Consider the following 26093-nt stretch of genomic DNA (forward strand, 5'->3'; position numbering starts at 1 on the left):
TTTATGGGTCACAGTTCATTAGTCGAGGAGATTCTTTCATCTTTTTACTCTATTTGTATGTCTTTTGACAGATTACCATTTCAATGTGTAAAAGACCTTGCCTAGCAAACTCTTTTACCTCACTGTGGATCCTGCATTGATAATCGTTTGAACATGTGCTACTGTTGCTGGATCTTCGAGCCCTGTAATGTCACCCGAAACCTTTCCTGATAAGAACATTTCCTTTAATAAGCGGCGCATGATTTTCCCGCTAACGGTTTTTGGTAGTGTTTCGGTGAAAATAATGGCTTTGGGCAGAGCAATTTTTCCGATCTGCTGTACAATCCGTTCATTTATTTTCTCTTTTAAATGATCTGTCCCATAAGTAAGGTCATTTACCCGGGCAAAAACGAGCGCAACCTCTCCTTTGATTTCATCGGGGACACCAATAACAGCCGCTTCTGCAACGCCTTCACATTCAAGCACTGCACTTTCAATTTCCATTGTACTCAAGCGATGCCCGGCAACATTGAAAGCATCATCAGAACGACCAACGACCCAAACATAGCCATCATCATCAATCAAGGCCAAATCACTTGCGAAATAGCTGCCTTCAATTTGGCTAAAATAAGAGGAAATATAACGCTCCGGTTCCTTCCAAAGCGTGCGGCAAAGCATTGGAAATGGACTTCTAATAATTAAATTACCTAACGTACCAGGTTGAACTGGATTTCCCTCTTCATCCACTACAGCTATATCTGCACCTAAAAATTGCATTCCGGCTGATCCCGGCTTCATTGGGGTTAACCAAGCTGCTCCAGCGATTGGGCAACCCGCTGTTTCTGTTTGTCCCCATGTATTATTGACACATATTTTCTTTTTTCCTAACACCTCATATGTCCATTGCCATGATTCAGGGTCAAAAGGTTCACCAACAAGGGAAATGACATCAAGGCAGGATAAATCAAATTGCTCCAGTATCTCTTCACCCAAACTCTTTAACATCCGCAATGCCGTTGGAGCGGTAAACAATTTATTAACACGGTATTTCTCAATCACTTGATAAAATCTGTCCTTAGTTGGAAAATCAATCGCTCCTTCATATACAACCGTGGTGACTCCATTTGCTAGTGCACCAGCAATGCCCCAAATATGCATCGTCAGCCAGCCAATATCCGCCGTACACCAGAAAACATCATCATCATGATGGTCCATATGATATTTGCTATAAATATAATTCTGGATCACAAAAGCCATTCCTGAATGAACGACACCCTTGGGCTTTCCTGTTGTCCCGCTAGTATAGAACACAATTCCATATTCATTGGCCTCAAGCTTCTCAGGTTCACAATGAATACTTGCCTTTTTCGTTAGTTCCTCCCACCAGAAATCACGTCCTTCTGTCATATTGATTTCTGAATTAAGGCGATTGACGACAATCACGGCTTCAATAGATGGAATATCTGGAATTACCCTATCCACTTTTTCCTTCAAATAAACTTTGTTTCCCCTTCTTGTCGTTGCGTCGGTAGTTACGATAATCTTTGGCTCAAAGCTAACGAGACGGTCTTTCAAGGACTTTTCAGAATACCCTGAAAAAACCGTATTGTAAATAGCCCCAATCCGAAAGCAAGAGAGAACAGCAATGATTGCCTCAGCCAAATTAGGAAGGAAAATCGCCACACAATCCCCTTTTTTCACACCAAAGGAACGAAGAACATTGGCAAATCGATTCACCTCAGCCAGCAGCATATTATATGTATAAAACTTCGTATCTCCGTTTTCACCCTCCCAAATGAGAGCTGTGCGATTTCCTGCACCGTTTTCCACATGTCGGTCAAGTAAGTTTACACATGGGTTGCTAATGCCGCCTTCGAAAAAACGAAAATCCGGAAGACTTCCACTTATTATTTTTTCCCAAGGCTCATACCAAAATAGTTCTTTCGCCACATCGTTCCAAAAGTTTGCGGGATCTTGCTGGGATTTTTGAAGAAGTTCTTGAAAAGCTTTACTGCTTCCAATTGAGGTGTTAGATTGTCTTACTCCACTTGGATAAACAAGCTTACTTTCTGCAACAACCTTTAAAATTCCACTTACATCCATATGAATCCCCCTTAATCCCTGTATTCATTTTATTTTGCTTTAAATCAGGGTGATTAAAGCGCTTACATATTAATCTTTTCTTTTAGATGGGACTTGTTTCCAATCACCTTGACTATGAGATTAACACAATAATTCAGAATTTTCAATAATATAAATCATGAAAACTGTAAATGTAATTTACTATATGGTTTTTCATAGAAAAGCAGTAATATAAAGAAGTTTCATAGATTACCAATTTGATAGGACGGGGAAATTAGCTTGTTAAAAAGACTTGCTGTGATGGCTTTGGCGGGGATATTAATAATGTCTTGTGTAAAGCCTTCTTACGCATCTGCAAACACTATTTTGGGACCTGAAGTAACTAATTATATTTCTTCTAGAAGCAATACGGTTTCCGTTGGAGTTTACGATGCAAACACAGGAAAAACCTATACATACAACTCTTCTAAAAACTACTATACGGAAAGTGTCGTTAAAATGTCGATGCTGGCAGATATACTTTATCGAAAAATACCCATTACCTCCTATGAGAATTTCGTTGCTAACTAGAATGATAGAAAATAGCAATAAGAGTGCTGCAAGTACGATCTGGAGGCAGCTTGGCAGTGAACTAGGTGTCCAGCCCTTTTTTCGAAAAGTCGGAATGACCAATACAATTGCTGGTACCGGAGACTGGTGGGGACGTACTAAAACAACTGTTTCGGATCAACTCACCATGATGAAATACTTTGCCTATCCAAATTCCTTATTAACGGATGCCCAGAGAGCTTACGGTCTTAACCTCATGCGGAACGTACAGTCGGATCAACGCTGGGGCACAGGTACTGGAGCTCCATCCGGTGTTAGTATCGCATTAAAAAACGGCTGGGTCACTTCCTATCCGCCAAGTAAACTATTTGTCAATAGTGTAGGATACGTAAATGGACAAGGAAAAAGTTATGTGATTGCAGTTTTGACAACCAATAATAAGTCTCTCTCCTATGGAATAGAGACGATTAATAAAATATCAAGTTTAGTTTGGAATGAGATACCTAAACATTATCCATCTATCGGAGTTATGGATGCACCGACTATTAGTTCTACGATCAATGGACAAAGTATGGTTAAAGGGTGGTTCCTAGATGAAAATGGTGTTTCCAAGGTTGATATATTAATAGACGGAGCAGTTGCTGTCCAGGCCGTCTATGGGGATGCGAGAGCAGATGTCCAAAATGCCTACCCTCAGTACAACAATGGGAAAGCTGGCTTTCATTATACCCTGGACACAACGAAATTCCGAGATGGAAAACATACTATTGCGATTAGAGAAACTGGAAAGAACGGCCGTGTCACGACATTGCCTAGTAAAACCATAAACATTGCCAATGTCAAAGGGTACTTGGACAATCCGTTATCCGGAACAAACCTTATCGGGATTCAAAATGTGTCTGGCTGGTTTTTGGATGAGAGCGAAGCAGCAAAAATAGATGTAATGGTAGACGGTAAAACAGCTGGACAGGCAATTTATGGAGATACGAGGACGGATGTCCAAAAAGCTTATCCTCAATACAATAATGGGAAAGCTGGCTTCCATTACCCTCTCGACACCACCGAATACAGTAATGGAAAACATACTATAACGATTAGGGAAACTGGTAAAAACGGCCGTATTACAACATTGCCTGGAAGATCCGTAACATTTAAGCACTAATTTAGGAGCCGAATCCGCCTCAGAAAAAATAAAAAGAAGACCGCATTTGTCTGCGGTCTTTGTTGTTTTATTGTTCACATGCCCAGTTATCCTTATCTCGATCATGCCTTGCCTCATAAGCAGGATGTGTAGATGGTACTCCATTCGGATAGACCTTTCTCATTTCGGTACAATTTTGAAAGGACTCCGAGCTGGAATTGGTTGATGACCCACTTCCAGATGTAGAGCCATTCGATGTATTCCCGCTGGTCGAAGTTCCTGCCCCATTGTTACCTGAGCTTGAATCAAGATCACCTTTCGTTGTCCCTTGAGTGCCGAATGCCCAAAGACCTTTATTTGCCTCCCTTGCTTCTCGGGCAAACTTGACAAAATAGTCGCTGTACTTAACATCCGGAGGATAGGTTGATGGCTCTGCATATCCGCTCAACACTAAATCTGCATTAAACATCTTTGTTCTAATCTCATTTTCATCCATATCATTTGACGGCACATTAAACCAAACGATCCTTAGCAAGCGGCCGTATCGATCTGTTTCGGAAACATCCTTCTGCAGCCATACTTGTTTTCCATTCAACTTTGAATTTGTATAGTTACTTGCCTCTTTCCCATATTGCTCATGTCTGGTGGTGGATTCCGGTGTATTGACGCCGACTAAACGGACTTTACGTCCATCGGAGGTCACAATGGTATCTCCGTCAACCACTCTGCCAACAGTAATTAACTCTAAACCGAGACTCTTCGCTAATTCTTCCTGTGATTGTTTTGCCGCTTCTTGTTTTTCTTGCGCTGCTTTCTCAGCACTTGCCTTTTCTTCCGCTATTCTGGCTTCCTCAGCCTTTGCTTTTTCTTCCGCGTCAGCTTTTTCTTTTGCTTTTTCGGCTGCTACCTCTTGCTTCTCCCTATTTATCGCCTTTGTTTTAGAATCAGAAGTATCTTTTGAGCAGGATGATGATATAAGTAGAACGGCTATAATAAGAATGGTTTTAATGATTTTCACTTTATTCTCTCCTTATTAATACTCCATTCTTATTATACTTATAATTAACATTAATTTGTTAATAACTAACTGTTTCTTTTGCCAACCGTTTTGACAATAGTGGTCGTCCATTTTCCCAGTGCACCTTTACCGGGAGATTAAAATATTCGGTAAGCTTGACACTAGCAATCATATCTTTCGTATCTCCAGATGCAAATACTTGTCCCTTTTTCAAAAGCAATGTTTTAGTGAAAACAGGAAGGATTTCTTCCACATGGTGGGTGACATAGATAATGGTTGGGGCATCCCTGTTCTCGGTAATCTTTTCAACCGACTCCAGCAATTGTTCCCGTGCTATAAAATCTAATCCATTTGTCGGTTCATCAAGAATCAGCAAGGACGGATTGGCCATCAGTGCCCGAGCAATGAGAACGCGTTGTTTTTCACCTTGTGAAAGGGTAGTATAATGGCGGTTGGCATACTCGATACAGCCTAACTCCTCAAGAAGTGAAATTGCTTTTTGTCTTATTTCATCTGTGGGAGTTTCGTAAAGACCTATTGAAGCAAAGGCACCGCTTAAGACGACTTCAAATGCATTATCATCAGGGTGGAATTTCTCTTGAAGAGACGATGAAACAAATCCAATCTGCTTCCGAAGTTTTTCTCCTAAATAGGTTTTTCCAAACTCCAAATCTAGTACGGTAATTTTTCCTTTCGTCGGAAAATAATAGGCATTGAGTAAATTTAAAATGGCTGTTTTTCCTGATCCATTTAAACCAAATAACACCCAATGTTCTCCTTTTTCAATTTCCCAGTTAACATCGTGGAGGATTATTTTCCCATCCCTCTTTAATGAAACATTTTCTAGTTGAACAACCAAATTAATCACACCTTTCATTGATATAATAATATCAAAATTTTCAGAATCAAAGAAGCAGGAACCTCCAATGTCCATCAGGTTCCTGCTTCACTCTTTTATACAAGTACTTTTTTTAGTTTCTCGGTCAGTGCAGGAATGACCTGCTTGTAATCTGCAATTACACCAAGATCTGCTCTTTTAAAAATAGGCGCTTCTGCATCTGAATTAATCGCCACTACCGTTTTGGCATTAGTAATTCCGGCCAAGTGCTGGCTGGCACCTGAAATACCGACCGCTATATAAAGATCAGGTGCGACAACGGCACCCGTTTGACCAACCTGAAAATTGGACGGAATCCAGCCCGCATCACAAGCAGCTCGGGATGCTCCGACTGCTCCCCCAAGCAAATCTGCCAGAGCCTGAAGTTCAGCAAAACCATTAGGACCTTCTAGCCCCCGGCCGCCGGAAACAATAATAGTTGCATCCTCAAGACGGATATCGGACAAGGCAGATTGAATTTTGACTACAAGCTTTGTTAAAACTAAATCTTCCTTGGGTTTATAGTCAACAGAAATGATTTCTCCAGTACGTGAGTCATCAGGTAAAGGCAAGGTTTGACTCTTTGGGCGGATACCCGCCACCACTTGAGGTCGTGTGGCTGAATACTCTCCGAACGCCTTATCTCCATAGATCGGCCGAACCCAGGTGATTTTTTGACCCTCTGTTTTAAAATCAACGACTTCCGTAATCGCCGATGCTCCAATTCGCGTAGCTATGCGCCCAACGAGGTCCTTCCCGATTCGATCAAAGGAAAGGACAAAAGTATCTGCACCGGATTGTTTAAATACCGCATAAAGACAATCAACATAAACATCTGACTGATATTCAGCTAGCAACGGATTTGAAACAGTGTAAACCTTATTAGCACCAAAAGCGAATGATTCCTTTGAACCAGACACGGCATCAGGCCCCGTTAATACTGCTGCGACTTCCCCGCCTGTGCTGTCTGCTAAATGGCGGGCAAACGTTAACGCTTCCCGAGAACCGGAACTTAAGACATCTCCCTGTTGATTTGCAAAAACAAGAATTTTTGACATGTTTGACGCCCCCTATAGAATCTTGAGTGCCAAGAGCTTGTCAGCCAATTCACCCGCGAGTTCTATTCCATCTGTTCCAGGCAGCAATTCACAAGTGCTTTCTCTGTTTACCACATATGCCCGGTCAAGTTTAACCCCCGGCTGACAGCGCTCTGCATCCAGTTCTAAATCATCCAACTCATATACTTTGATAGGCTTCGTTCTGGCCTGCCTGATATCTTTTACCTTCGGAAGCCTCGGAACATTTGTCTCAGAACTAATAATCGTGAAAACAGCTGGTACAGGAACACTTACGACGGTGCACCCGTCCTCATCCTCACAAGTAGCCTTGACATTTTCAGCATCTATTTCTATTTCCGAGACTAATGTTAGACAGGTCATTTCCAGCTCTTCCGCTAGTACCGGCCCCACCAGACCTTCCTCTATATCACTAGCTAGACAACCAGTTAAAACTAACTGCGCGCCGCCAAGTTCCTTTATCGTTTGAGCAAGAATATATCCAACAGCCTGACCATCTAAATCCTTCCATTCATCATCCCAAACTCTTACGGCATGATCAGCGGTGAAGGCAAGCGCCCTGCGCAGCACATCTTCTGTTTCATCGTCACCTAAGCAGAGTGCAGTAACGACAGCACCTGGTGTTTTATCGCGAACCTGAATGGCCAGTTCAAGCGCATTTTCTGCGAAGGAGTCCAAGACCATATCTGCATCTCCATTATCTGGACGATTTGTTTTAGGATCTATCTTAAAATGTCGTGGTGTAATTTCTGGGTCATAAGCTTGTTTAAGACAAACGACAATATGCATTTCCTCATCACCTCGTTTTCTTAAAATCTATTTTTTTATAAAAAGTGCATTTTATTTAATAGAGTCAATTCCGCTTCCTCTAACAGCTAATCCCCGCTCCTGTTTTGGATCAGGGGATCCCTCAAGGTTGTAAAGTTCACGGAGTCTTTCGACTGCTTCTGCAGGTGGTTTGGCATTGAAATATCCACGGCGGGTCATGTAGACACCTGAGTTTTCACGTAAGTCTACTAAGGCCTCACACATCTTGATACCGGCAGCAAAGGAATCGATCACTGGGACATCGCCAATTCTCGAAACGCCATGGGTCGCGAGGAACACATTCATAGGTCCCTCTCCCGGAACAATGACATCAGCCCCTTCAGCAATCGCCATTTCTGCTGCCTTTTTAAAAGAAGCAATGACAGGCTCTGGATCACTAAAACCAGCTAGGACATGATCAAACCCAACATCTGTTTGAACAATTGGACCCAGTTTATTGCCTAAACCATAACGGGCGGCATTCTGCCGAAGTTCATCGGCAAGCGGTCCAAGGAAATTAACAACGCCAATGTGATCTCCAAGCATGGAAGCCATATGAAAGGAGGCCTGGCCATAGCCAACTACCGGAATATCGACGAGAGTACGTGCCTCTAAAAGACCCACATCGGGAATAGTTGCTATAAACATGGCATCATAACCAGCCTTTTCAGCTAGTAAGGCCGCTCGTACAAACTGTTCACGGTGTAGGTTTTGCAGGTAAGAATAGGTAATAAAATGACCAGGATAATGGGTGGGATAGGTTTCTTCCGACATCCCATGTAAAACAAGCTCCACATCGGGCCGGGCAATCTTACGAACATGATTGACAATCGCATCGCGATACTCGGGAACCCGATCAATTGTGGTTAAGCTTTGGTGCCAGATTTTCACTTTCATTACCTCCTTTTTTTCGTCTATTAATTTATTAGGAAAGTTTTAGCTTTCTTCATCTTTGAATTTGTTATATTTAACCGTTTTTTTATAAATATCAGCGGTTTTTACAAGTTTATCAGCGGTTCTTGTAAGTTAATCGGCGGTTTTTACAAATATATCGGCGGTTTTTGTAAGTTTATCGGCGAAACTTCATTTTTACTAGCATTTTCAAATTATAGGCCTTATTTAATAGCAGCCCCCGATAATGCCTCTGACGCAGCCACTCTGCCAAACACGGCTGCCTTCCCCAGGGAACTTCCTGTCATGTAACCAGCACCGTGAAACCCGCCGGTTACCTCCCCTGCAGCATACAATCCCGGGATGGGCTCCCCAAACGGATTAAGGACCTGGGCAGCGGAGTTGACTGCAACTCCTGCATAAGTTGCCAGCATGGCCACTGTCGATTCAAATGCATAAAATGGTGCCTTTTCAATCGGCGTTGGTTTCCCAAAGTTATGCGTTAACGTCTTCCTCCCAAAATCAGGCTCCTCGCCAGTTTGAATTCCCTGATTGTATCTAGATATGGTTTCTTCTAATACTTCCAAAGGTACATCAATACAATCTGCCAGTTCTTCTAATGTATCCGTAATATAAAGAAGGCGGCGGCGGCGAAGCAGCTCTAAATCATAAAGCGGGTCATCTGCCACACTTTTATCCATCACAGTTTGATCCCATACCTGATAGGTAATCTTATCAGGCTGCTCGAACGCGGCTTTTCCTAGCAGCTTATAGGAAATAGACTCATTAACAAAGCGTCTCCCTAATTGGTTAACCATGATTGCACCTTTATAAAAAGCAAGACCCTGCATTTTAACCGCTCCGGAAGCGCTTGGATGGAATCCGTATGTTCCATTCAAATAAGGCAAATCATTGACCCAGGCCCCGTGTTCCCAGGCCATTTTAATACCGTCTCCACAATTCCCTCTCCCGCCAATTCTTAGGGCGCCATTTAACTGAGGGGCAAACTGTCCGAGCAGTGCTTCATCCTTTGCAAAGCCACCGGTAGTAACCAGTACCCCTTTGATCGCTTCTACCGTCTGTTCGGCCCCTTCCGACTCATAAAGGACACGATCGATCCGTCCTTCTTCATTTTTTAACAGGCGCTTTGCAGGTGCACAAAAACGAATGATTACATTCGGAAGCTGCTTTACTTTTTTATATAGTGCTTGAATAGCTTGATGAGGATCAATAATATGTCCACGGGGAACACTGTGGCCGCTTACCGCCTCTAAGGAGCGAAATTCTATCCCCTGTCCCACAAGCCATGAATAGGTTTCCAGTTGATTCTCAGCATAAAATGTTATTAGCGAACTGTCATTTACGCCTCCGCCAACTTCTTGCAGGTCCTTTACAAGGGATTCAGTGGAATCCACAATGCCTGCTACTTCTTGCATATCAGTACCTGTAAATGCCATATATCCCGAACTTAAGACAGTGCTTCCGCCAAGTTCATCTAGTTTTTCAAGCAGGAGGACACTGGCCCCCTTCTCTCCTGCCTCTACTGCTGCACACATGCCGGCAAGGCCTCCGCCTAAAATAACCAAGTCATAGGACTCCATTGTTACACATCCTTTTACATTTGCTTTCTATTACTCTTCTAGCTACTAATGTTTTTACCTTCTTGGGTATTATCGATTGGCTCGGATGCGGCCGTATCCAAATTTTTATTTTTCGTTTCCGGGAAAACCCAAGCCCACAGACATAATGCGAAGAAAAATCCTGCTCCCATTAATATAATCGGTTTGTACCCATAAACTGGAAAGACTGCAGCAGTTATCAGAGGAGGGGCAAATGCAAGTCCTCTTCCAATTTGAAGAGCCCAAGAAATACCTGTACTTCTTACATCAGTTGGAAATATCTCACTAAATAATGAGCCGAAGATGGTTGCCCCATTAGATCCCAAGTAAAGGAAGAAAATGGGAACTAGTATCCAAAAAGAATGCAAGAGGGAATTCCATGTAAAGTAAAGAAGCAAGCCACCTGCACCTGCGATAAATGCTAAGTACGAAAGAGTGATCCTTCTCCCCCACTTGTCTGCTGTAATCCCGGCAATAAGTGAACCCACTAACCCGGCAAAGGCTGTAAAGAATAACCACCAGGCTGTTTTCCCCATTTCGAACCCTTCATATTTTACTAAGTAAGTGGGTAAAAAGTTGGTTATCCCATAATAAGCAAAATATTGAAAAACAGCGGCAATCAACGAGATGATAAATGGCTTCCAAAACCGCTTCATCGTAAACTTTTTCTTCACACTGACAGCATAGGAGTTTTTAATTGTTTTCTCCCATACTTTCGATTCCTCGACATCTCGTCTAAGAAATAATGCGATTAAAATTGGAAGTGCGGATATGGCGAAGGTCCATCTCCAGCCAATAACCGGTAATATAAATCCTCCTATCAGTGCACCCATAAAGATTCCTATATAGGCTCCACCATAAAGAAGACTGCTCCAAAATCCCCGTTGTTTCGTTGGTACCACTTCACTAACTAAGGCCTGACCCGCTCCATATTCACCGCCAAGCCCAAAACCTGCAACCGCTGTCCAAATCACTAACCAAGCATAATCAAAGGTAAATGCTCTCATTAATGTAGCAATACAAAAGATGACTAGAGTCCATATCAGGATTTTTTTCCGGCCAATCTTATCTCCCAAAATTCCAAAAATAATTCCACCCAACGCAAGGAAACCCAATTGGATTGAAAATAAAGAAGCAACTTGTTCGGTAGTTAAAGACAGGGATGCAGCCATTGGAATGACTAAAAAACTAAGGACAAAAACCTCATAGTAATCAAAGATCCAGCCAATATAAGCACCAAAAAATACTTTATACTTGGCGGAGTCCATTTTTTCCGGTGGATTAGGATAATTAGTTGTGCTCAGGATAAGACCCTCCCCGCTTTAAGCATTACTTGTTGCAATTAAACTCTAGGAAATACTTATAGAAGTCCGGCCAATGAACTCTATCAATAAAAGTCCTTGGGCGGGTTAAAATACAAATTTTATATAAGATTGTTACTGATTTATTTATTCGAAATTTTTGATCACTTCTAATGCGGCTTCACATACCTGCATATCATGTGCATAGTGTCCACCACTAACTCCGATACCACCGATCAACTCGCCATTAATTTTAATAGGAAAACCTCCTCCGAAAATAACCAATCTTTCGGTGTGGACAATTCCATGAAGCAATGGCGGGTCATTCTTAATTTTGTCGTACCATTCATGTGTAGGTCTGTTATAAGCAGCTGCGGAAAAGGCTTTATTCTGCGAAATCTCCAAACTTAACACTGGTGCACCGTCCATTGCCGCAAATGCTTTTATATTACCTGGTTTATCAACAATCGCAATGCTAAAGGGGATTCCGAGTTCCTCTCCCTTAGCTAAGGCTGCTTCTAACAATTTATTTGCTAATGCTAGACTAATATTTTTTGTTTCTACTACCGTTTTTAAATTTGTCATGTTTCTATCTCCTTCCAACTATTAAAATTAATTTTTTATACGTTAACAGGCCGACCGCTGCCAAATGCCTCCACGGCAGTGGCTGTTACAGCAACAGATTTAGGTAAACATAAATCGACAATGACATGGGCGATATCTATCGGTCGCAGCCAATTGTCTTTATTCACATCAGGTGCTAAATCTTCCATCATCTTTGTGTCGACAGGACCTGGGCAGACAGCATTTACTCTAACTTTGTGCGGCTTTAATTCTTCACCCAATGCTTTGGTGAAACCGATGACCGCATACTTTGAAGTAATATATGCACTACGATCGGGACCACCTTTCGTTCCCCAAATAGATGAAAGATTAATAATTACGCCATGCTTTTTTTCAATCATTTTCGGCACGACTGCCCGTGAACATAAAAAGCTTCCCTTTACATTGACATCTTGTAAAAAGTCCCATTCTTCCACGCTTGTTTCTAGAAATGGTTTTAAACTCATTACCCCAGCATTATTTACTAAAATGTCAACGGATCCGAGTTTTTCTTCTGTTTCTCGAACTGCTTGATAGACATTGAATTCGGAACGAACATCTCCGACGATGGAGATGGCTTCCCCTTTTAATTCATCCTTAATATAAGCAGCCGTATCCTTGCTTTCCGATTCGTTATCTGAAAAAACAGCTATTTTGGCACCTTGTTTGGCTAAAAGAATACAGGTTTCCCTGCCAATTCCCCTGCCGCCGCCAGTCACAAAAGCTACCTTGTCCTTTAATTCCAAGAAAATCATCCTTCCCTTTAAGACAAATTATAATTGGCTTTTTTCTTAGCTTGATTAAACCTCGAGTTTCTTTGATTGATTCAGATAGGAAACGGCATGTTCCCCGGCAAGGCGTCCAAATACAAGCCCTCTTAATACCGATGTTCCGCCTGGATACTTCCCGTAATAGAGTCCAGCTGTTTCACCCACTGCATATAAACCTGGAATGGCATCCTGATCTTGCGATAAGACGCGGCCATTGGTGTCGGTAGCTAAACCGCCATTGGTGAAAACATTCGAGCAGACAATTGGATAAGCGATATAGGGTGCCTGCTCGATTGGGATTGCCCAATTAGACTTTGGAGGTGTTATACCGACCGCTTGTTTGCCATCTTTTTTATCCCAGTGAAATTCACCCGGTTGAATGGCGGCGTTATAGGATTCCACGGTAGCTGCTAATTGTTCAGCCGGCACGCCAATCTTCTCGGCTAATTCTTCAAGCGTGTCAGCAACTATAGCAGGTTTATCCGTTTCTACTGCGCGCTCATAATTTGGAATATCATACATTTTTTTGTCACCAATCATATAGGCGATATGACCAGGAAGATCATGGAAAATTTTTCGGGCTACTTCTTCATATTGCTCGTCAACAGTTGTTTTTCCCTCATCGACAAACCGGTTTCCATTTTGATCAACCAAAATGAAGTAAGGATAGGTCATGACAGCCGCTTCTTCCCGCTTGCTTCTTGGGTCGACCGGTTCAGCATGGAACGAATCAAACTGGCCAGCTGTTTTTGCCCCGATAGACATCGCCATCCGAATGCCTTCCCCTTTGTTGAATAAGCCGCCCTCGGCTACTGTCCGAATCTTATGGGCATCTCTGCCAACATATTGGGCCATCATCTCTTGATTTCCCTGGAATCCACCAGAAGCTAATACAACTGCTCTGACTGTTAATTGGAGGGATGTTCCACCTTTTACACGGATCATTAACCCATTGACAGTACCTTCTTCATCTAAAAGTAATTTCCAAGCAGCCGCTTCATAAATAATCTCAACCCCCAGTCCACCTGCACGGCGCGCTAATGTGTCAATAATCGCCCGTCCGCCGCCCACTGGCAATAAACGCGGCTTCGATGCGGTTAAAAACATCGTTGGCAGGTAATCGAACTCAACCCCTTTTTCCTCTACCCACCGTAATGTGCTGCCGGCGTTCTCGGCGAGAGTTTCTATGTACTCTCGATCGGAATAGTTGTCTGAAAAAGCCAGCATATCTTCCACGAAGTTGTCGGCTACTTCATCGAGATTTTTCATTCGCATATACGAAGCTGTCCAACGGGAGTTCCCGCCCCTGTGGTCATAATCGGCCCGTTCCAGGATAGCAATTTTTAAGTTTTTATTTGACTTTTTCGCTGTTTCTGCAGCAGATAATGCTGCTGAGGTCCCCGCCACTCCACAACCAATTACTACAATGTCATAATCTACTTCTCTCACCACTTCAGCTTCCTCCTCTAAATAAGTTTTTACTTGTTAATTAATGACTGATTTTCAGAATAATTGTTTTCCCATTCTTTAATTTGGTTGAGTTTAAAGAGGGATTGACGCTCTTCCCATGTACAGATCAACTCGTGAACATTCTCTTGTGAACCTTCTGCTTTTAAGATTTTTAGTGACTCCGTGATACCTTTAATCGCTGAACGAAGAACGGTATTGGCGCAAAGCATGATTTTAAAGCCAATCTCTTCCGCTTCTTTTAAAGAAACGAGCGGGGTTTTACCGCCCTCTACTAGATTAATGACCTGGGGGATGCCTGTTAAAGAACTGGTTATCTGCCTAAGTTGTTCGATAGTCGTAGGTGCTTCTACAAAGATAATGTCAGCTCCAGCCTCCGCATAAGAATGTGCCCGATCCAAGGCATCCTCCATCCCATTTACAGCTAATGCATCAGTCCGGGCAATAATCGCCAGGTTTTCATCTTGCCTTGTATCCAAGGCTGCTTTGATTTTTCCAACCATTTCACCTTTTGAAATCACATCTTTTCCATTGAAATGGCCACATTTCTTCGGCGACACCTGGTCTTCCATTTGAATAGCCGCAACACCCGCTCGTTCAAACTCACGAACCGTCCGCATAACATTAATGGCATTGCCAAACCCTGTATCAGCATCCACAACAATCGGAACTGTTGTCACATCTGCCATGCGAGCTACGATATCAACCACTTCTTTTAAAGAAGTCAGCCCGACATCGGCCCAGCCTAATTGGGCATTAGAAATGCCAGCGCCAGTCGCATAAATGGCGTGAAACCCGATTTCTTCTATTAATCTAGCTGACATCGCGTCATAGGCACCCGGCACGATAAATGATTCCTTTTGTTTCAAAAGTTCCTGGAACTTTTTTGTTTTATTCATTTATTGGATCTCCTTTTTTATTTATGCATATTTAAATTTCAGAAAATTTCAAACTTTCATTCCAAAGGTAAAAACTATTCATTTTTTTAAATTTTCCAATAATTTAAGTGTCTATACTTTAAAAAATCAATTTTATTAGGTGTGGAGGTTCTATCTTTACAAGTCTGGAAAATTCTACTAACAGTGAATCCATTTATCTTATCATCCATTCCAAACAAAACTGTATTTCGAAGAGTGTAACCAATACCTTCCCTAATTGAATTCCTACTATCTTCCGTTAACCGCTGGTGCCAAGTAACCGAAACCGCTGTACCACTCTTTATGAATCGTTCCGAAACATTTAGAAGTGGGATCATTTCGTTTTCACTTGTCACAAATACCTCTATTTCTTGTGAATGACATCCGCTTGTTAACGTAGCAGTATATTTGCCCTGACCTGGCAGGGTATAGTAAGGTTTAACTTTTAATGCACTGCCGTCCCATTCACAGCCAACTTCATAGGAACGTCCTAAAAGGGCAGGCAAGTCTTCCACATTTCCCTTTAATAATTTTTCCCGAATGCTTGTTGAACTAATTTTCTCTCCCTGGCATTCGACTTTATTGACTTTTGTAACTTTGAGGATTCCGCCTGAATCTCGTTTCAAGCGTTCCATATTCCCTTCACCGCGAAGGCCATACGTATAATCAAAACCAGCAACTGCATGGACCACACCGAGATCGAGTAAATATTTAGCAGCAAACTTTTCTGGCGACAGCGATGCGAACTCCCAATCGAATTCAACAATATAAAATATATCGACACCAAGTTCAGAGAACAGTTTCTCTTTATCAGGTAACGGCATTAGATAGTCTACTTTTGTTTTTCCATTTGATAAAACGGTTTTGGGATGTGGAAAGAAACTCATTACCGTTAAGAGTAGATTTTCCTCTTTTGCCTTCCTAAAAGCTGTTTGAATGACTTCACGGTGGCCGATATGAATACCATCAAAAAATCCTAGCGCCATGATACTTGGTTTTGCTTTTTGCTGCCAGTGTGTCAGATTATCGGGATTCAAATAAATCGTCTCCATGCAGGTGCCTCCTTCTTATTTCACATTACACTTTACCCATTAATCGATACGTCAAAGCCAAATTGTGTCTTTCCAAACGCTTCAACCGAGTCTTCGTAGAGATTGGATCGATGTGTACATACTGCCAAAAGATCCCGTATGAACATTTCGATTGGATCTCCTTTAAACATCGAAAATCCGCCAAGTGTCAACAATACTTTCACGGCAATGTCCGCTACGTTTTTCGTGATTTTTGCCCTAATTGCAGCAAATTCACCGCGTTTATCTTCTTTTCCCATTTCATAGTTTTCTAATAAAGAAATATATTTGTCTAATAGACCTTCTGATTCGTAATATTTAATCGTTAATTCAGCTAATACTCCCTGATGCCGGGACTCTTTAGCGGTATTGCCACCTAATCGAACCCGCTTTTCCGTCCGTTTCTTAAATTCCTCCAGTAAACGCTCCGCTCCGCCTAGCGCGACCATAGGGAATCCGATACAAAAAGATGAGAAAAAAGGAACATCATAAAGAGGATAGTCTTTATCATAACCTTCAGGAGGTCTGCCTGTACGATCTGCAACAGTAAGTCGTATAAGATGGTGCTTTGGAACGTAGACATTATCGACAATTACCTGGTTGCTTCCTGTCCCCCTAAGGCCTAATGTATCCCAATTTTCTACTATTTGTACATCAGATACCGGTAATGTCAGCATGCATAGTTCGTTTTCTTCATTGCCGTCTATTTTTATTTTCACTGCAAGAGACACCCAGTCGCTATATAAGATTCCGCTTACAAAACTATACTTACCGGTGATCCGAAAACCATCCCCATCCTTTTCCACTTTCCCTATAGGAGCAAAAATATCTGCGATTAACCCACCCTGTTTAATAACTTCTTCTGCTCCCTTTTTCGTCATAAAAGCTACTAAACTATTATGAATGGAATAAAGAAAAGTTAACCAAGCAGCAGAGGTATTATATTTTCCAACCGTGCGGATAATCTGGGAATACTCGCTTAAATTTACTTGAGGCTCTCCATATTTTTTCGGCAGTAATAACTTGGATAATCGAGCTTCTTTCATCGCATCAATCACATTTTTTGAAACAGTTTTATTCTGGTCTGCTTCAAGCGCCTCGGATTCTGCAATTTTCCCAACCTTTTCTGCCCCTTTTAATAACAAGCTCAAATCAATTTTGTTTTCATCCAAAATATTGCTTACCATATTTCGCACCCCTTTTTAATGTTATCTCATAAAAAGATCTACCCCATTAAACCATCTTTTCTTTTCCTAGATGGACAAATCGTGCAGCATTTTCGCCGGCAATTTTCCCAAAAACAGAGCCTGCCATTAAGCCTGCACCACCAGGATAATTAAAGTAGAATAAGCCGCCCACTAGCTCACCGGCCGCATATAGCCCTGGAATCGATTGATATAAAACGTCCTGCACTTCTCCGTTCAAATTTATTTTCAACCCGCCAAAAGTAAAGGTGATGCCGCATGTAACAGCGTAGGCTTCAAATGGGCCTTCTTCCAAGGTATTTGCCCAATTAGATTTCCTAACCGCCAGCCCTTCTGTACATTTGCCATCCTTGATATTAGGATTAAACGGAATATCAACCCGGACCGCCTTATTGTACTCCTTCACAGTTTGTAAAAATCCGTTTGGATCGACACCGTCAAGCTTCTCAGCCAATTCTTCCAATGTGTCTGCTTTGACTTTTGTTACTTGTTTGCCACGATATTCTTCCCGTAATAGACCAGACACCTTTTGATCAAATATCTGCCAGGCAAATTGCCCCGGCTGTTCCAGTATCAGCTTGCCGTATTTTGCATACGTATAGTTGCGAAAGTCTGCGCCTTCATCAACAAAGCGTTTACCTTCCGCATTTATGATAATGCCAAATGGATAGCTTAGCCTTTGAAAGCCTTCTGTAAATTCCGGCAGGTATCGGTCTCCGCCCACCGAATGGCACCCTGACCAGTTTCCACTGGCAATTGCACCAATATTTAATGCCATTTGAATCCCTTCACCCGTGTTATAACGGCTGCCTCTTGCATGTGCTAAATCCCATTTCGGACCTAAATACCGTGTCCGCATTTCCGGGTTGGCGTGAAAGCCCCCAGAAGCTAAGATTACTGCTTTAGCACGGACTTCCGAGGTTCTCCCTTTATGTTTAAAAATTACCCCATGAACTCCCCCGTCATCATGAATCAGTTCTGACGCCATGGCATTAAATACTACTTGCACACCTAACCGGGAGGCTTCCTCGTGCAGTGACCCGACTAAACCTGGACCACCGCCGACCGATTCAGCAATCATACCGCCCCAAAATTTGAATTTACCATCCACTTTAAATGCTTGTCGGCCATAAATCGGCACAAATCGTACCTTATGGGATACCAGCCATTTCATCGTTTCAAAACTATTGCCAGTTAGGAGTGACGCGAGCTCTGGATCGGTACGGTATTCCGTCATTCGGCACATATCTTCGTAAAATTCCTCTTCCGGATAGGATCCGAAGTCTGTGATGGCAAAATCTTCTGCAGTCAGATCATGCATGATTTGTTGTAAGTCTTCATTGCTGTCATAAGCAAACCGAATGGAACCATGGGTGAATGTGCTGTTTCCGCCTTTTTCTGATTCAGGTGCCTTTTCCAGCACCATGACTGAAGCGCCGTTTTCTCGTGCGGATATGGCAGCACACATAGCAGCATTTCCTGCTCCAATTACCACTATATCTGTTTCAAATTTTCGTATTTCAGTCACAGACCTCTCCCTTTCTTTTAAAAAAGCTGACTCAAAATGGTGATGAGTCAGCACTTTATTTAAGCTTCAATGGTCGGCTTATTCATTTCCTTATCCATCACAGAATCCCCCCAGTAGGTATTACCAATCGAGTGCTCTTCTTCTGTCCACTCAACCGGCTCCCAATCGGGCTCAAATATTAAATAGGAACCGCTAAACAATTCCACTCGGCAGCCGCTGCCAGGATCTAATACATAGAGATAAAAAGCTTGAGATACACCATGCTTTCCAGGTCCGATAAAGTTAATCCCGTTTTCTTTTAAAATATCTGCAGCCCTTAAAATGTCTTGGGCGTTATCATGCCAATATGAAATATGATGCAGCTGATTTGGAGTTTGCGATTGTGGTCTTGAAATGACAGCAATATCATGAACTAAAGGAGTGACACTCATCCAGCCTGCCACTTTTTTGCCATTATTGTATTTCACATATTCACGGAGTTTAAATCCGAGCTGGCTTCCTAAGTAATCAAGAATTTCCCCTACATCCATCGAAGTAGCAATATTGACATGGTCAAATCTTCTTGGCGAGCAGCCGCGGGCCCAGGATTTATAGGTCTGATTTTTCAAGACGGACCGTCTTTTTTCATCTGCCTTTGGTTTTTCTACGTCATAATAAATTTCGAAAGAATGCTGACTCGGCAGTTTAAAGCGGATGGCCCGTCCCTGCCCTGTCTCTTCTCCTGCTTCAATCCATCTGACTTCTGTTCCAGCCTTTTCTAACAACTGCGCGAATCCTTCGACATCCTCAGGACGTTTGGTTCTCCAGGCAATGTGATCAATATAGCCTCGTGCGCCCCTAGTAAGGGAAAGCGTATGATGTTCAAAATCACCCCAAGCGCGCAAATAATAGATCCCATCTTTCTCTTCGGTTACTTCCAAGCCTATTACATCTCTGAAAAACCACAGTGATTTCTCAAGGTCGGGGGTAACAAGGGCCACATGTCCCAGTTTTGCAATTTCCGGTAAAGTCATTCTCAAAACCTCCATTAGAGTTTATTAGAAAAATAATCTTGGATTAATTGATTAAAACTATCTTTCTGTTCAATCTGTGTCCAATGTCCTGTTTGACCGTAGACATGAAGCTGGACATTTGGCAAATAAGATAGCAAGTAATAGCTTGATTCAATCGAGCAAACCATATCGTCTCGCCCGTGTACTAATAAAATGGGGTGTTGAATTCGTTTTAAAGCCGTAACCGGGACCGGAACAGCAGCAGTAGCAAAGATGGCATCATTGGAGCGTTGAATTTCAGGACGCATCGCGGTTTCATAACGGGATTCTGCCAGGGCATCAATTTCGGGTGCTAGTTTTTCAGCATCATAGACAAACCAGCTCATAATCTGGCGCATTTTCTTTTCCGACGGATTATCATAGAATCCCTTCGCACGGGCAAGCTCCGTACTAAGTTTGGTATTAGGTGTCCCGCCCGGTCCCATTAAGACAACACTTCTAAACCGTTCCGGATGCTCCAAGAGTAATTCTAGAGCGATCGAACAACCTAACGAATTGCCCACTACATGAACTTTTTGAATTCCTAATTCATCCAACAGTTCGATAAGTTGATTGACCCATAGATCGGTCCAGCCCTGACGATTCTTGGGCAGCGTTTCGGGATGGCTGCTATTGCCGAAACCAAGCAGGTCCGGAGCAAGGCAATCATAGTGCTCACTGCAGGCATTTAAGGCATAGCGCCAATTCGCCCATGCGTACACACCCGGACCAGATCCGTGTAAAAATAAAATTGCCTCTGAGTTTCCTTCCCCCGTACGATTAAGAAATGTTTCAAAGTTTTTGGTTTTAATTACTTTTTGTTTGATTTGATCCAAATTAAATACTCCTCTCTTTAAGTAAGGCGTTAAATAAAACCCTTTACATTTATTCGTAATCTAGTTCTTGATTAAATTTTAGAAAATTTAGTATTTTTATTCTAGAGAAAAAACCATTTGATTTATTTCTATTTTTAACTATTTTTTATTGGTTTTGGTTAGTTTTTTTATACGTAAAAAAATCCGGGTTTTTCGCCCGGACTTAAGTAGAGTCACCTAGTGACTCTATTAATTTGGTATTTCTATGATACTGTCTTCTACCTGATCTGACTTATTATTAGGGAGTAATTTAAGTGTAGTAAGAGTAATCAAGCTGATTAGAAGAAAGCCAGCAATGATAAACATGGCTTGAGTAAAATTGAAAATGCCCATAATCATCGGCCCCACGAATCCCCCTAATGAAGAAAGAGTGCTTACTAGCGCGATGCCAGCTGGTGCCGTTGATTCAGAGAAAAAGAAGGTAATATAAGCATAAAATGTTCCGGATATCCCATATAGTCCTGCAGAAGTAATCGAAAGCATTAAAACCATCATGGGAACACTTGTCACGAAGGCACAACCTAAAAAGCCTATCATCGCCACTATTACACATGCTGCTAAATGCCATTTATGTGAATTTGTTCGATCGGCATTCCAACCCGTAAACAGAATAGACGGAATAGCTATAATGGACGGAATCATGGCTAGCCAGCCGACCTGCAGATTGGTTGTAGAAGAGGCAGATAAAGATTTAATGATCGTTGGCATCCAGTACGACAGGGCATTGACTGCGATAAAACCAGCAATATTAAATAAAGCTAGCTTCCATACTTTTGAATCCTTCAACATACCAAGATGGGAGGTTTTATTTAACTTCGCTCTTATGGCTCGCTCTTTGTCCAATTCCCCTTCGAGCCAGGTCTTTTCCGCTTCGGTTAACCACTTTGCATTGGCCGGTTTATTAGTCAAATAAAATAAAACGACAATCCCCAAAAGTACAGCCGGAATTCCTTCCATAATAAACATCCATCTCCAGCCTGCTAGACCCCCCCACGAAATGGTGTCCATAATCCAGGTTGACAGTGGTGCTCCAATTAACGCACTTAATGGCAAGGCAACGAAAAATAACGCAGTTGCCCGCCCCCTCTCACGGCTTCGAAACCAATAAGTTAAATAAAGGACGATTCCAGGAACAAAGCCTGCCTCAGCTGCGCCCAGTAAAAAACGTAAAATGTATAAGTGAGTGGCGGATTGAATAAATGCTGTTAAGATCACCACAATCCCCCACGAAATCATAATCCGTGAAATCCACAATTTTGCTCCTACTTTGTGCATAATCAAATTACTTGGAACTTCAAAGATAAAATAGCTGATAAAAAATAAGCCAGACAGCAAGCCGAATGCCTCAGCGGTTAAGGCCAAATCAGCATTCATTTCTAAGGCAGCGTAGCCCATATTAACCCTGTCCAAGAAAGCCACAACATATAAAAGTAAAATAAACGGCAAAATTCTTTTCATCGTTTTCTTGACCGTACTTTTTTCAATCGATAGACCTTGATTCAATATCGTTTCCCCCTATCCATAAATGAAAACCCTTACATTTAACGATTTTAGAAAATTCAATCATTTTTATCTAGAATAAAAAGTAGTTAACTTCTTGTGATTTTTAAATAATTTATATTGGAAATGATTTTTCGGAAATTTTTATTGGTTTTTTTAACAAAAGGCTGTGTTAATCTTGTATGTTGATTTCCGCTCCAGGCGGCTTCGCTCCAATCAACATGCTAAAAATTAACAATATTCTTTAACACAGTCAAAAAAAAAGCACTCCTCTTAATGGAATGCTTTACAGAATTATATATCAAGTTCCCCTAATGCCAAAAGTGAATCTAAAATTAACTGCAACTGATAACTTTGTGTGGAATCACGTAAATCTTTTTGAAGCAGACTTTCAATTTTATTGATTCGATACATGAGCCCACTCATGGATAACGCCAAATCATCCATCGTTTGCTGCAGCTTTCCTCCATTCGCTAGAAACACATAGAGGGTTTTAACTAGCTCTTTCTGTTTCGCCTCGCCTAGTTTAAAGAGCGGTCCTAATTCTTGTTTGGCTATTTTCTTAATGCCGCTGACATTTTTAGAATTAATCAAGACACCGACAATTCCTAAATCTTTAAAATGAATAATCTTTTTTCCTGTTGCCATCCTTAAGGCAATCAATGATTCTTCTAAGCTTTCCAGAACGCTCTCAATCTCTTCAGATGAGTCACTAATTCCCATTTTACATTCATAGAGGGAATGCGTCGTTTCAACATGCTTTATCATTTTACCAAGATGACTTAACAGTTGAGCTGATTCGGGGATCAGCATTATAATTTGACCACCATACTGGCCGATTAACGCTTTATACCCCTGGATATCTAAATACTTGGCAATGGTCTCGAGAAATTGGTCGTATTGGTCTTTCCGAATGCTTGATGTATTTCCCTTTTCCTTTAAGTCTAATGCTGCCACATAAAACGGTTCTTCTAAATTAATCCCCATATACCTGCCTCGATGGATCACCTCTTCTCGAGCAGAATATTGGTGTTTTAGGATTTGCTCCAAAAAGTAACCCTTCATTTTTTCCAGAGCTTCAAAGCTGGTTTTTTCATTCAAAAGATACAGGGATGCGGCATTTGCTACCCGTTCAATAAACATAATGTTATTGTCTTCTGTCCTAGTCTCTGAACGGTTGGGATAGAGGAAGCTGCAATAACCAATTACCTTTTTTTGGACAATAATCGGTGTGATCAGGCGTTCTTGGTGGCCTGTTTTCAATCTAGTTGTTTCAGTAAACAATGGCAGACTCGGATTGTTTTTTCGACTTTTTCGGACCAAACTATCTTTTAATTCGAGACTCAAGTTTTCGTAATCTTCTTTATTGATTCCCGCATAAGCAATTTTTTGGAAGCCTAAATCCTCAATGGAAATGGGCATGCCGAGCAGTTTAAAAGTAATGTCAGCTATGTCTTGAAGATTACTTCCATTAGAGACACTTTCCGTTAATTTTTTATGGAATTTAAAAACCATTTCCATAAGTTTGCGCTTCTCTAACAATTGCTCGTAGGTATACTCCAGTTCCTCGATGATATTAATTTCGTTATAAAGTTTTAATTCCTCTCGAATCTCAGAACCCCAATCTTCCTGCAGCCTCGCTTCGAAACAGCATTCGAGGTCCCCCTCGGCAATACAGCTAATTTCTTTTACAATGACACTCTTTTTACAAACAGTAGACATATATCCGCTAGCATAGCCGGTTAACGTATGACAGGCTGGAATATTTGATTGACCATGATGCTTTAGGTGTTCGTTCGCTTCAAAGGAATCAATCCATTTTCCTTTGCCAAGGATCGATTTGATCGTGTCAGAATCGCTCATTTCGATAATTCGTTCCGATTGAATATCTTTAATATGGCCTGTGCTTAAATGAAGGATCGAAGCTTGCTGAAGGAGTTCATCAATATTGGAAGTTTTTTTCATTGCTTCCTCGGCATCGGTAACACCAAGACTCCAGCCGTAACGAAGCAGAAATCCCTTTGCCCTTGTCATTCCTAAATTCTCAATAATCCCTTTACGTAACAGTCCAAATGCGGAGGAAGTGGTGATCATTTTTTTATTCTTTTCTTCACTTGTAGTTAGCTCCAGTATACTAGCCAGGTTCCCCTTCATGGCCACACCCCTTATCGACTAATTAGAATAGAAGCATCCTTTAGACAAGAAAGACTCCTTATCATTTCATACAAGGAGTCTTTCACATCGTTATTTAAGCGTTACAGCCTCTTCTTCGGTTAATGAACGGTAACGGCCGCTGTAAAAAATGAGCGGTTCGGCATCTTCAAGCTGTATATCTGTTACCCTGCCAATAAAGAGGGTATGGTCACCCTCCACATGTTCGGCTGATACCTCACAAACGATTTGGGCAACCGCACCAGCTAATACCGGCTTCCCATCAAGGCGGTCAAAAATTACCTCTCGATGCTCTTTTAGCTGTCCTGCAAAAATCATCGACAGTTCTTGTTGATCTGCCGCTAATATATTCACAGAGAATGTCTTACTCTGTTTTATTTTTTCAAGAATACGAGCCTTTTCCCCAATCGAAATGACAACCAGCTTCGGGTCGAGTGAAACAGACATGAAGGCGTTCGCTGTCATTCCATGTACATCTCCATCCACATCAGTGGCAATCACGGTTACACCTGTTGCAAATTTCCCCATTGCTGTTCGAAATTGACGATCATCCATCCCGTTGTTCCCCTTTCTATCTTTAAAATTGGTCATATTGAAACGCTATGCTTCAATTGTCGGATTGTTTTCTGGCTTATTGTCCATTTGATCTCCCCAGAATGTAAAGCCGATATCCATCTCATCCAATGTCCATTCGATAGGCTCCCAGTCAGGTTCAAAAATTAAGTAACCGTTTGTAAACAATTCCACTCGTAATCCGCTGCCAGGATCAATGGCGTAGATATACATAGCTTGTGAAATTCCATGCTTACCAGGTCCTTTAAAAAAGATCCCATTCTCTTTTAAAATATCGGCGGCTCTTAACAGGTCCTGAGAATTATCGAGCCAATAGGAAATATGGTGGATTTGGTGTGTTGTTGGCGAGAATGGATCATGGCTGACGGCGATATCATGAACCAATGGCGTTACACTTAACCAAGCGCCAACTAAGGAATCATCCGGTGCTTTTACGTATTCCCTCATTTTAAAGCCTAATTTCTCCTTTAAGTAGTCCGAAATAACATTCGCTTTGAGAGACGTTAACAGGTTTACGTGGTCAATTCGTCGTGGCGACACCCCGCGTACCCAGGATTTATAGGTCTGATTCTTCAAGACGGAGCGTTTTGATGGCTCAGCTAACGTTTTTTCCATGTCATAGTAAATTTCAAAGCGGTGTTCACTCGGTAATTGGAAACGGATGGCTCGGCCTTGCCCGGCCTCCACTCCCGCCTCAATCCAAGTAACTTCTGTTCCCGCTTCTTTTAATAGACTAGCAAAACCTTCTACATCCTCAGGGCGTTTCGTTCTCCAGGCAATATGGTCGAGATGATTTTTGTCTCCTGCTGTGACTGAAAGGGTATGGTGTTCAAAATCTCCCCATGCACGTAAATAATGGGTCCCGTCTACCACTTCAGTTTCTTCAAGGCCAATGACTTCCTTATAAAACCAAAGTGACTTCTCTAAATCTTCCGTCACTAATGCGACATGTCCTAACTTTGCAATCTCTGGTAAACTCATTTTGAATCCTCCTAGACTATTATTTATTAGGAAAGCCCTTACATTTTAAAAAATTTGCGCC

At 41.8% G+C, this 26093-nt stretch carries 23 protein-coding genes; 2 read left to right on the forward strand and 21 right to left on the reverse strand.

The window, feature by feature from the left end:
- Nucleotides 1-114 precede the first annotated feature (114 nt).
- On the reverse strand, nt 115-2082 hold the full coding sequence (locus V7266_RS02530) for an acetate--CoA ligase (RefSeq protein ID WP_335465648.1): 1968 nt from the start codon (nt 2080-2082) through the stop codon (nt 115-117).
- Between the two features lie 303 nt (nt 2083-2385).
- On the opposite strand from V7266_RS02530, the gene V7266_RS02535 reads away from it, so the two are divergent.
- Together V7266_RS02535 and V7266_RS02540 are read left to right on the forward strand one after the other, a co-directional pair.
- Nucleotides 2386-2631, forward strand: coding sequence for a hypothetical protein (locus V7266_RS02535; protein ID WP_335465649.1), 246 nt, complete (start codon nt 2386-2388; stop codon nt 2629-2631).
- Nucleotides 2621-3772: an Ig-like domain-containing protein gene (locus V7266_RS02540; RefSeq protein ID WP_335465650.1), complete on the forward strand. Its 1152-nt coding sequence runs from the start codon at nt 2621-2623 to the stop codon at nt 3770-3772. The genes V7266_RS02535 and V7266_RS02540 overlap by 11 nt, the downstream gene beginning before the upstream one ends.
- Nucleotides 3773-3839: 67 nt before the next feature.
- Here V7266_RS02540 and V7266_RS02545 read toward each other — a convergent pair whose 3' ends face one another.
- The 20 genes from V7266_RS02545 to V7266_RS02640 form a co-directional block, all read right to left on the reverse strand.
- The gene (locus tag V7266_RS02545) at nt 3840-4769 is read right to left on the reverse strand and encodes a thermonuclease family protein (RefSeq protein WP_335465651.1); all 930 of its coding nucleotides are present in this window, start codon (nt 4767-4769) and stop codon (nt 3840-3842) included.
- A gap of 58 nt (nt 4770-4827) precedes the next feature.
- Complete coding sequence (locus tag V7266_RS02550) at nt 4828-5628, reverse strand: ABC transporter ATP-binding protein (protein ID WP_335465685.1); 801 nt, start codon at nt 5626-5628, stop codon at nt 4828-4830.
- Between the two features lie 95 nt (nt 5629-5723).
- Nucleotides 5724-6704: an electron transfer flavoprotein subunit alpha/FixB family protein gene (locus V7266_RS02555; protein WP_335465652.1), complete on the reverse strand. Its 981-nt coding sequence runs from the start codon at nt 6702-6704 to the stop codon at nt 5724-5726.
- A 12-nt stretch (nt 6705-6716) separates the two neighbouring features.
- Entirely contained in the window at nt 6717-7511 is a 795-nt protein-coding gene (locus V7266_RS02560) for an electron transfer flavoprotein subunit beta/FixA family protein (protein WP_335465653.1), read from the reverse strand.
- Nucleotides 7512-7562: 51 nt separating this feature from the next.
- Nucleotides 7563-8420, reverse strand: a complete 858-nt coding sequence (locus tag V7266_RS02565; RefSeq protein WP_335465654.1) for an aspartate/glutamate racemase family protein — start codon at nt 8418-8420, stop codon at nt 7563-7565.
- Nucleotides 8421-8644: 224 nt separating this feature from the next.
- Nucleotides 8645-10021 carry an FAD-dependent oxidoreductase gene (locus V7266_RS02570; protein ID WP_335465655.1) on the reverse strand — a complete coding sequence of 459 codons (1377 nt, stop codon included), beginning with the start codon at nt 10019-10021 and terminating at the stop codon, nt 8645-8647.
- Between the two features lie 38 nt (nt 10022-10059).
- Nucleotides 10060-11307, reverse strand: a complete 1248-nt coding sequence (locus tag V7266_RS02575) for an MFS transporter (RefSeq protein WP_335465656.1) — start codon at nt 11305-11307, stop codon at nt 10060-10062.
- Nucleotides 11308-11487: 180 nt separating this feature from the next.
- Nucleotides 11488-11925: a GlcG/HbpS family heme-binding protein gene (locus V7266_RS02580; protein WP_335465657.1), complete on the reverse strand. Its 438-nt coding sequence runs from the start codon at nt 11923-11925 to the stop codon at nt 11488-11490.
- 35 nt (nt 11926-11960) lie between these two features.
- Nucleotides 11961-12698 carry an SDR family NAD(P)-dependent oxidoreductase gene (locus V7266_RS02585; RefSeq protein WP_335465658.1) on the reverse strand — a complete coding sequence of 246 codons (738 nt, stop codon included), beginning with the start codon at nt 12696-12698 and terminating at the stop codon, nt 11961-11963.
- A 45-nt stretch (nt 12699-12743) separates the two neighbouring features.
- Entirely contained in the window at nt 12744-14165 is a 1422-nt protein-coding gene (locus V7266_RS02590) for an FAD-binding protein (RefSeq protein WP_335465659.1), read from the reverse strand.
- A 26-nt stretch (nt 14166-14191) separates the two neighbouring features.
- Nucleotides 14192-15079: an isocitrate lyase/PEP mutase family protein gene (locus tag V7266_RS02595; protein WP_335465660.1), complete on the reverse strand. Its 888-nt coding sequence runs from the start codon at nt 15077-15079 to the stop codon at nt 14192-14194.
- Between the two features lie 86 nt (nt 15080-15165).
- Nucleotides 15166-16149 carry an FAD synthetase family protein gene (locus V7266_RS02600; protein WP_335465661.1) on the reverse strand — a complete coding sequence of 328 codons (984 nt, stop codon included), beginning with the start codon at nt 16147-16149 and terminating at the stop codon, nt 15166-15168.
- Nucleotides 16150-16181: 32 nt separating this feature from the next.
- Nucleotides 16182-17354 carry an acyl-CoA dehydrogenase family protein gene (locus tag V7266_RS02605; protein ID WP_335465662.1) on the reverse strand — a complete coding sequence of 391 codons (1173 nt, stop codon included), beginning with the start codon at nt 17352-17354 and terminating at the stop codon, nt 16182-16184.
- Nucleotides 17355-17400: 46 nt separating this feature from the next.
- Nucleotides 17401-18900, reverse strand: coding sequence for an FAD-dependent tricarballylate dehydrogenase TcuA (tcuA, locus tag V7266_RS02610; protein WP_335465663.1), 1500 nt, complete (start codon nt 18898-18900; stop codon nt 17401-17403).
- A 59-nt stretch (nt 18901-18959) separates the two neighbouring features.
- Nucleotides 18960-19913, reverse strand: coding sequence for a VOC family protein (locus V7266_RS02615; RefSeq protein ID WP_335465664.1), 954 nt, complete (start codon nt 19911-19913; stop codon nt 18960-18962).
- A 14-nt stretch (nt 19914-19927) separates the two neighbouring features.
- Nucleotides 19928-20767, reverse strand: coding sequence for an alpha/beta hydrolase (locus tag V7266_RS02620; protein ID WP_335465665.1), 840 nt, complete (start codon nt 20765-20767; stop codon nt 19928-19930).
- A gap of 228 nt (nt 20768-20995) precedes the next feature.
- Complete coding sequence (locus V7266_RS02625) at nt 20996-22309, reverse strand: MFS transporter (protein ID WP_335465666.1); 1314 nt, start codon at nt 22307-22309, stop codon at nt 20996-20998.
- A gap of 291 nt (nt 22310-22600) precedes the next feature.
- Entirely contained in the window at nt 22601-24460 is a 1860-nt protein-coding gene (locus V7266_RS02630) for a XylR N-terminal domain-containing protein (protein WP_335465667.1), read from the reverse strand.
- Nucleotides 24461-24550: 90 nt separating this feature from the next.
- A complete protein-coding gene (locus V7266_RS02635; RefSeq protein WP_335465668.1) occupies nt 24551-25033 on the reverse strand; it encodes a flavin reductase family protein in 483 nt (160 codons plus the stop codon).
- 45 nt (nt 25034-25078) lie between these two features.
- Nucleotides 25079-26032 carry a VOC family protein gene (locus V7266_RS02640; protein WP_335465669.1) on the reverse strand — a complete coding sequence of 318 codons (954 nt, stop codon included), beginning with the start codon at nt 26030-26032 and terminating at the stop codon, nt 25079-25081.
- Nucleotides 26033-26093: the final 61 nt, after the last annotated feature.

It is taken from the genome of Neobacillus drentensis, from assembly GCF_036965645.1.
Lineage (GTDB): Bacteria > Bacillota > Bacilli > Bacillales > Cytobacillaceae > Neobacillus > Neobacillus drentensis_D.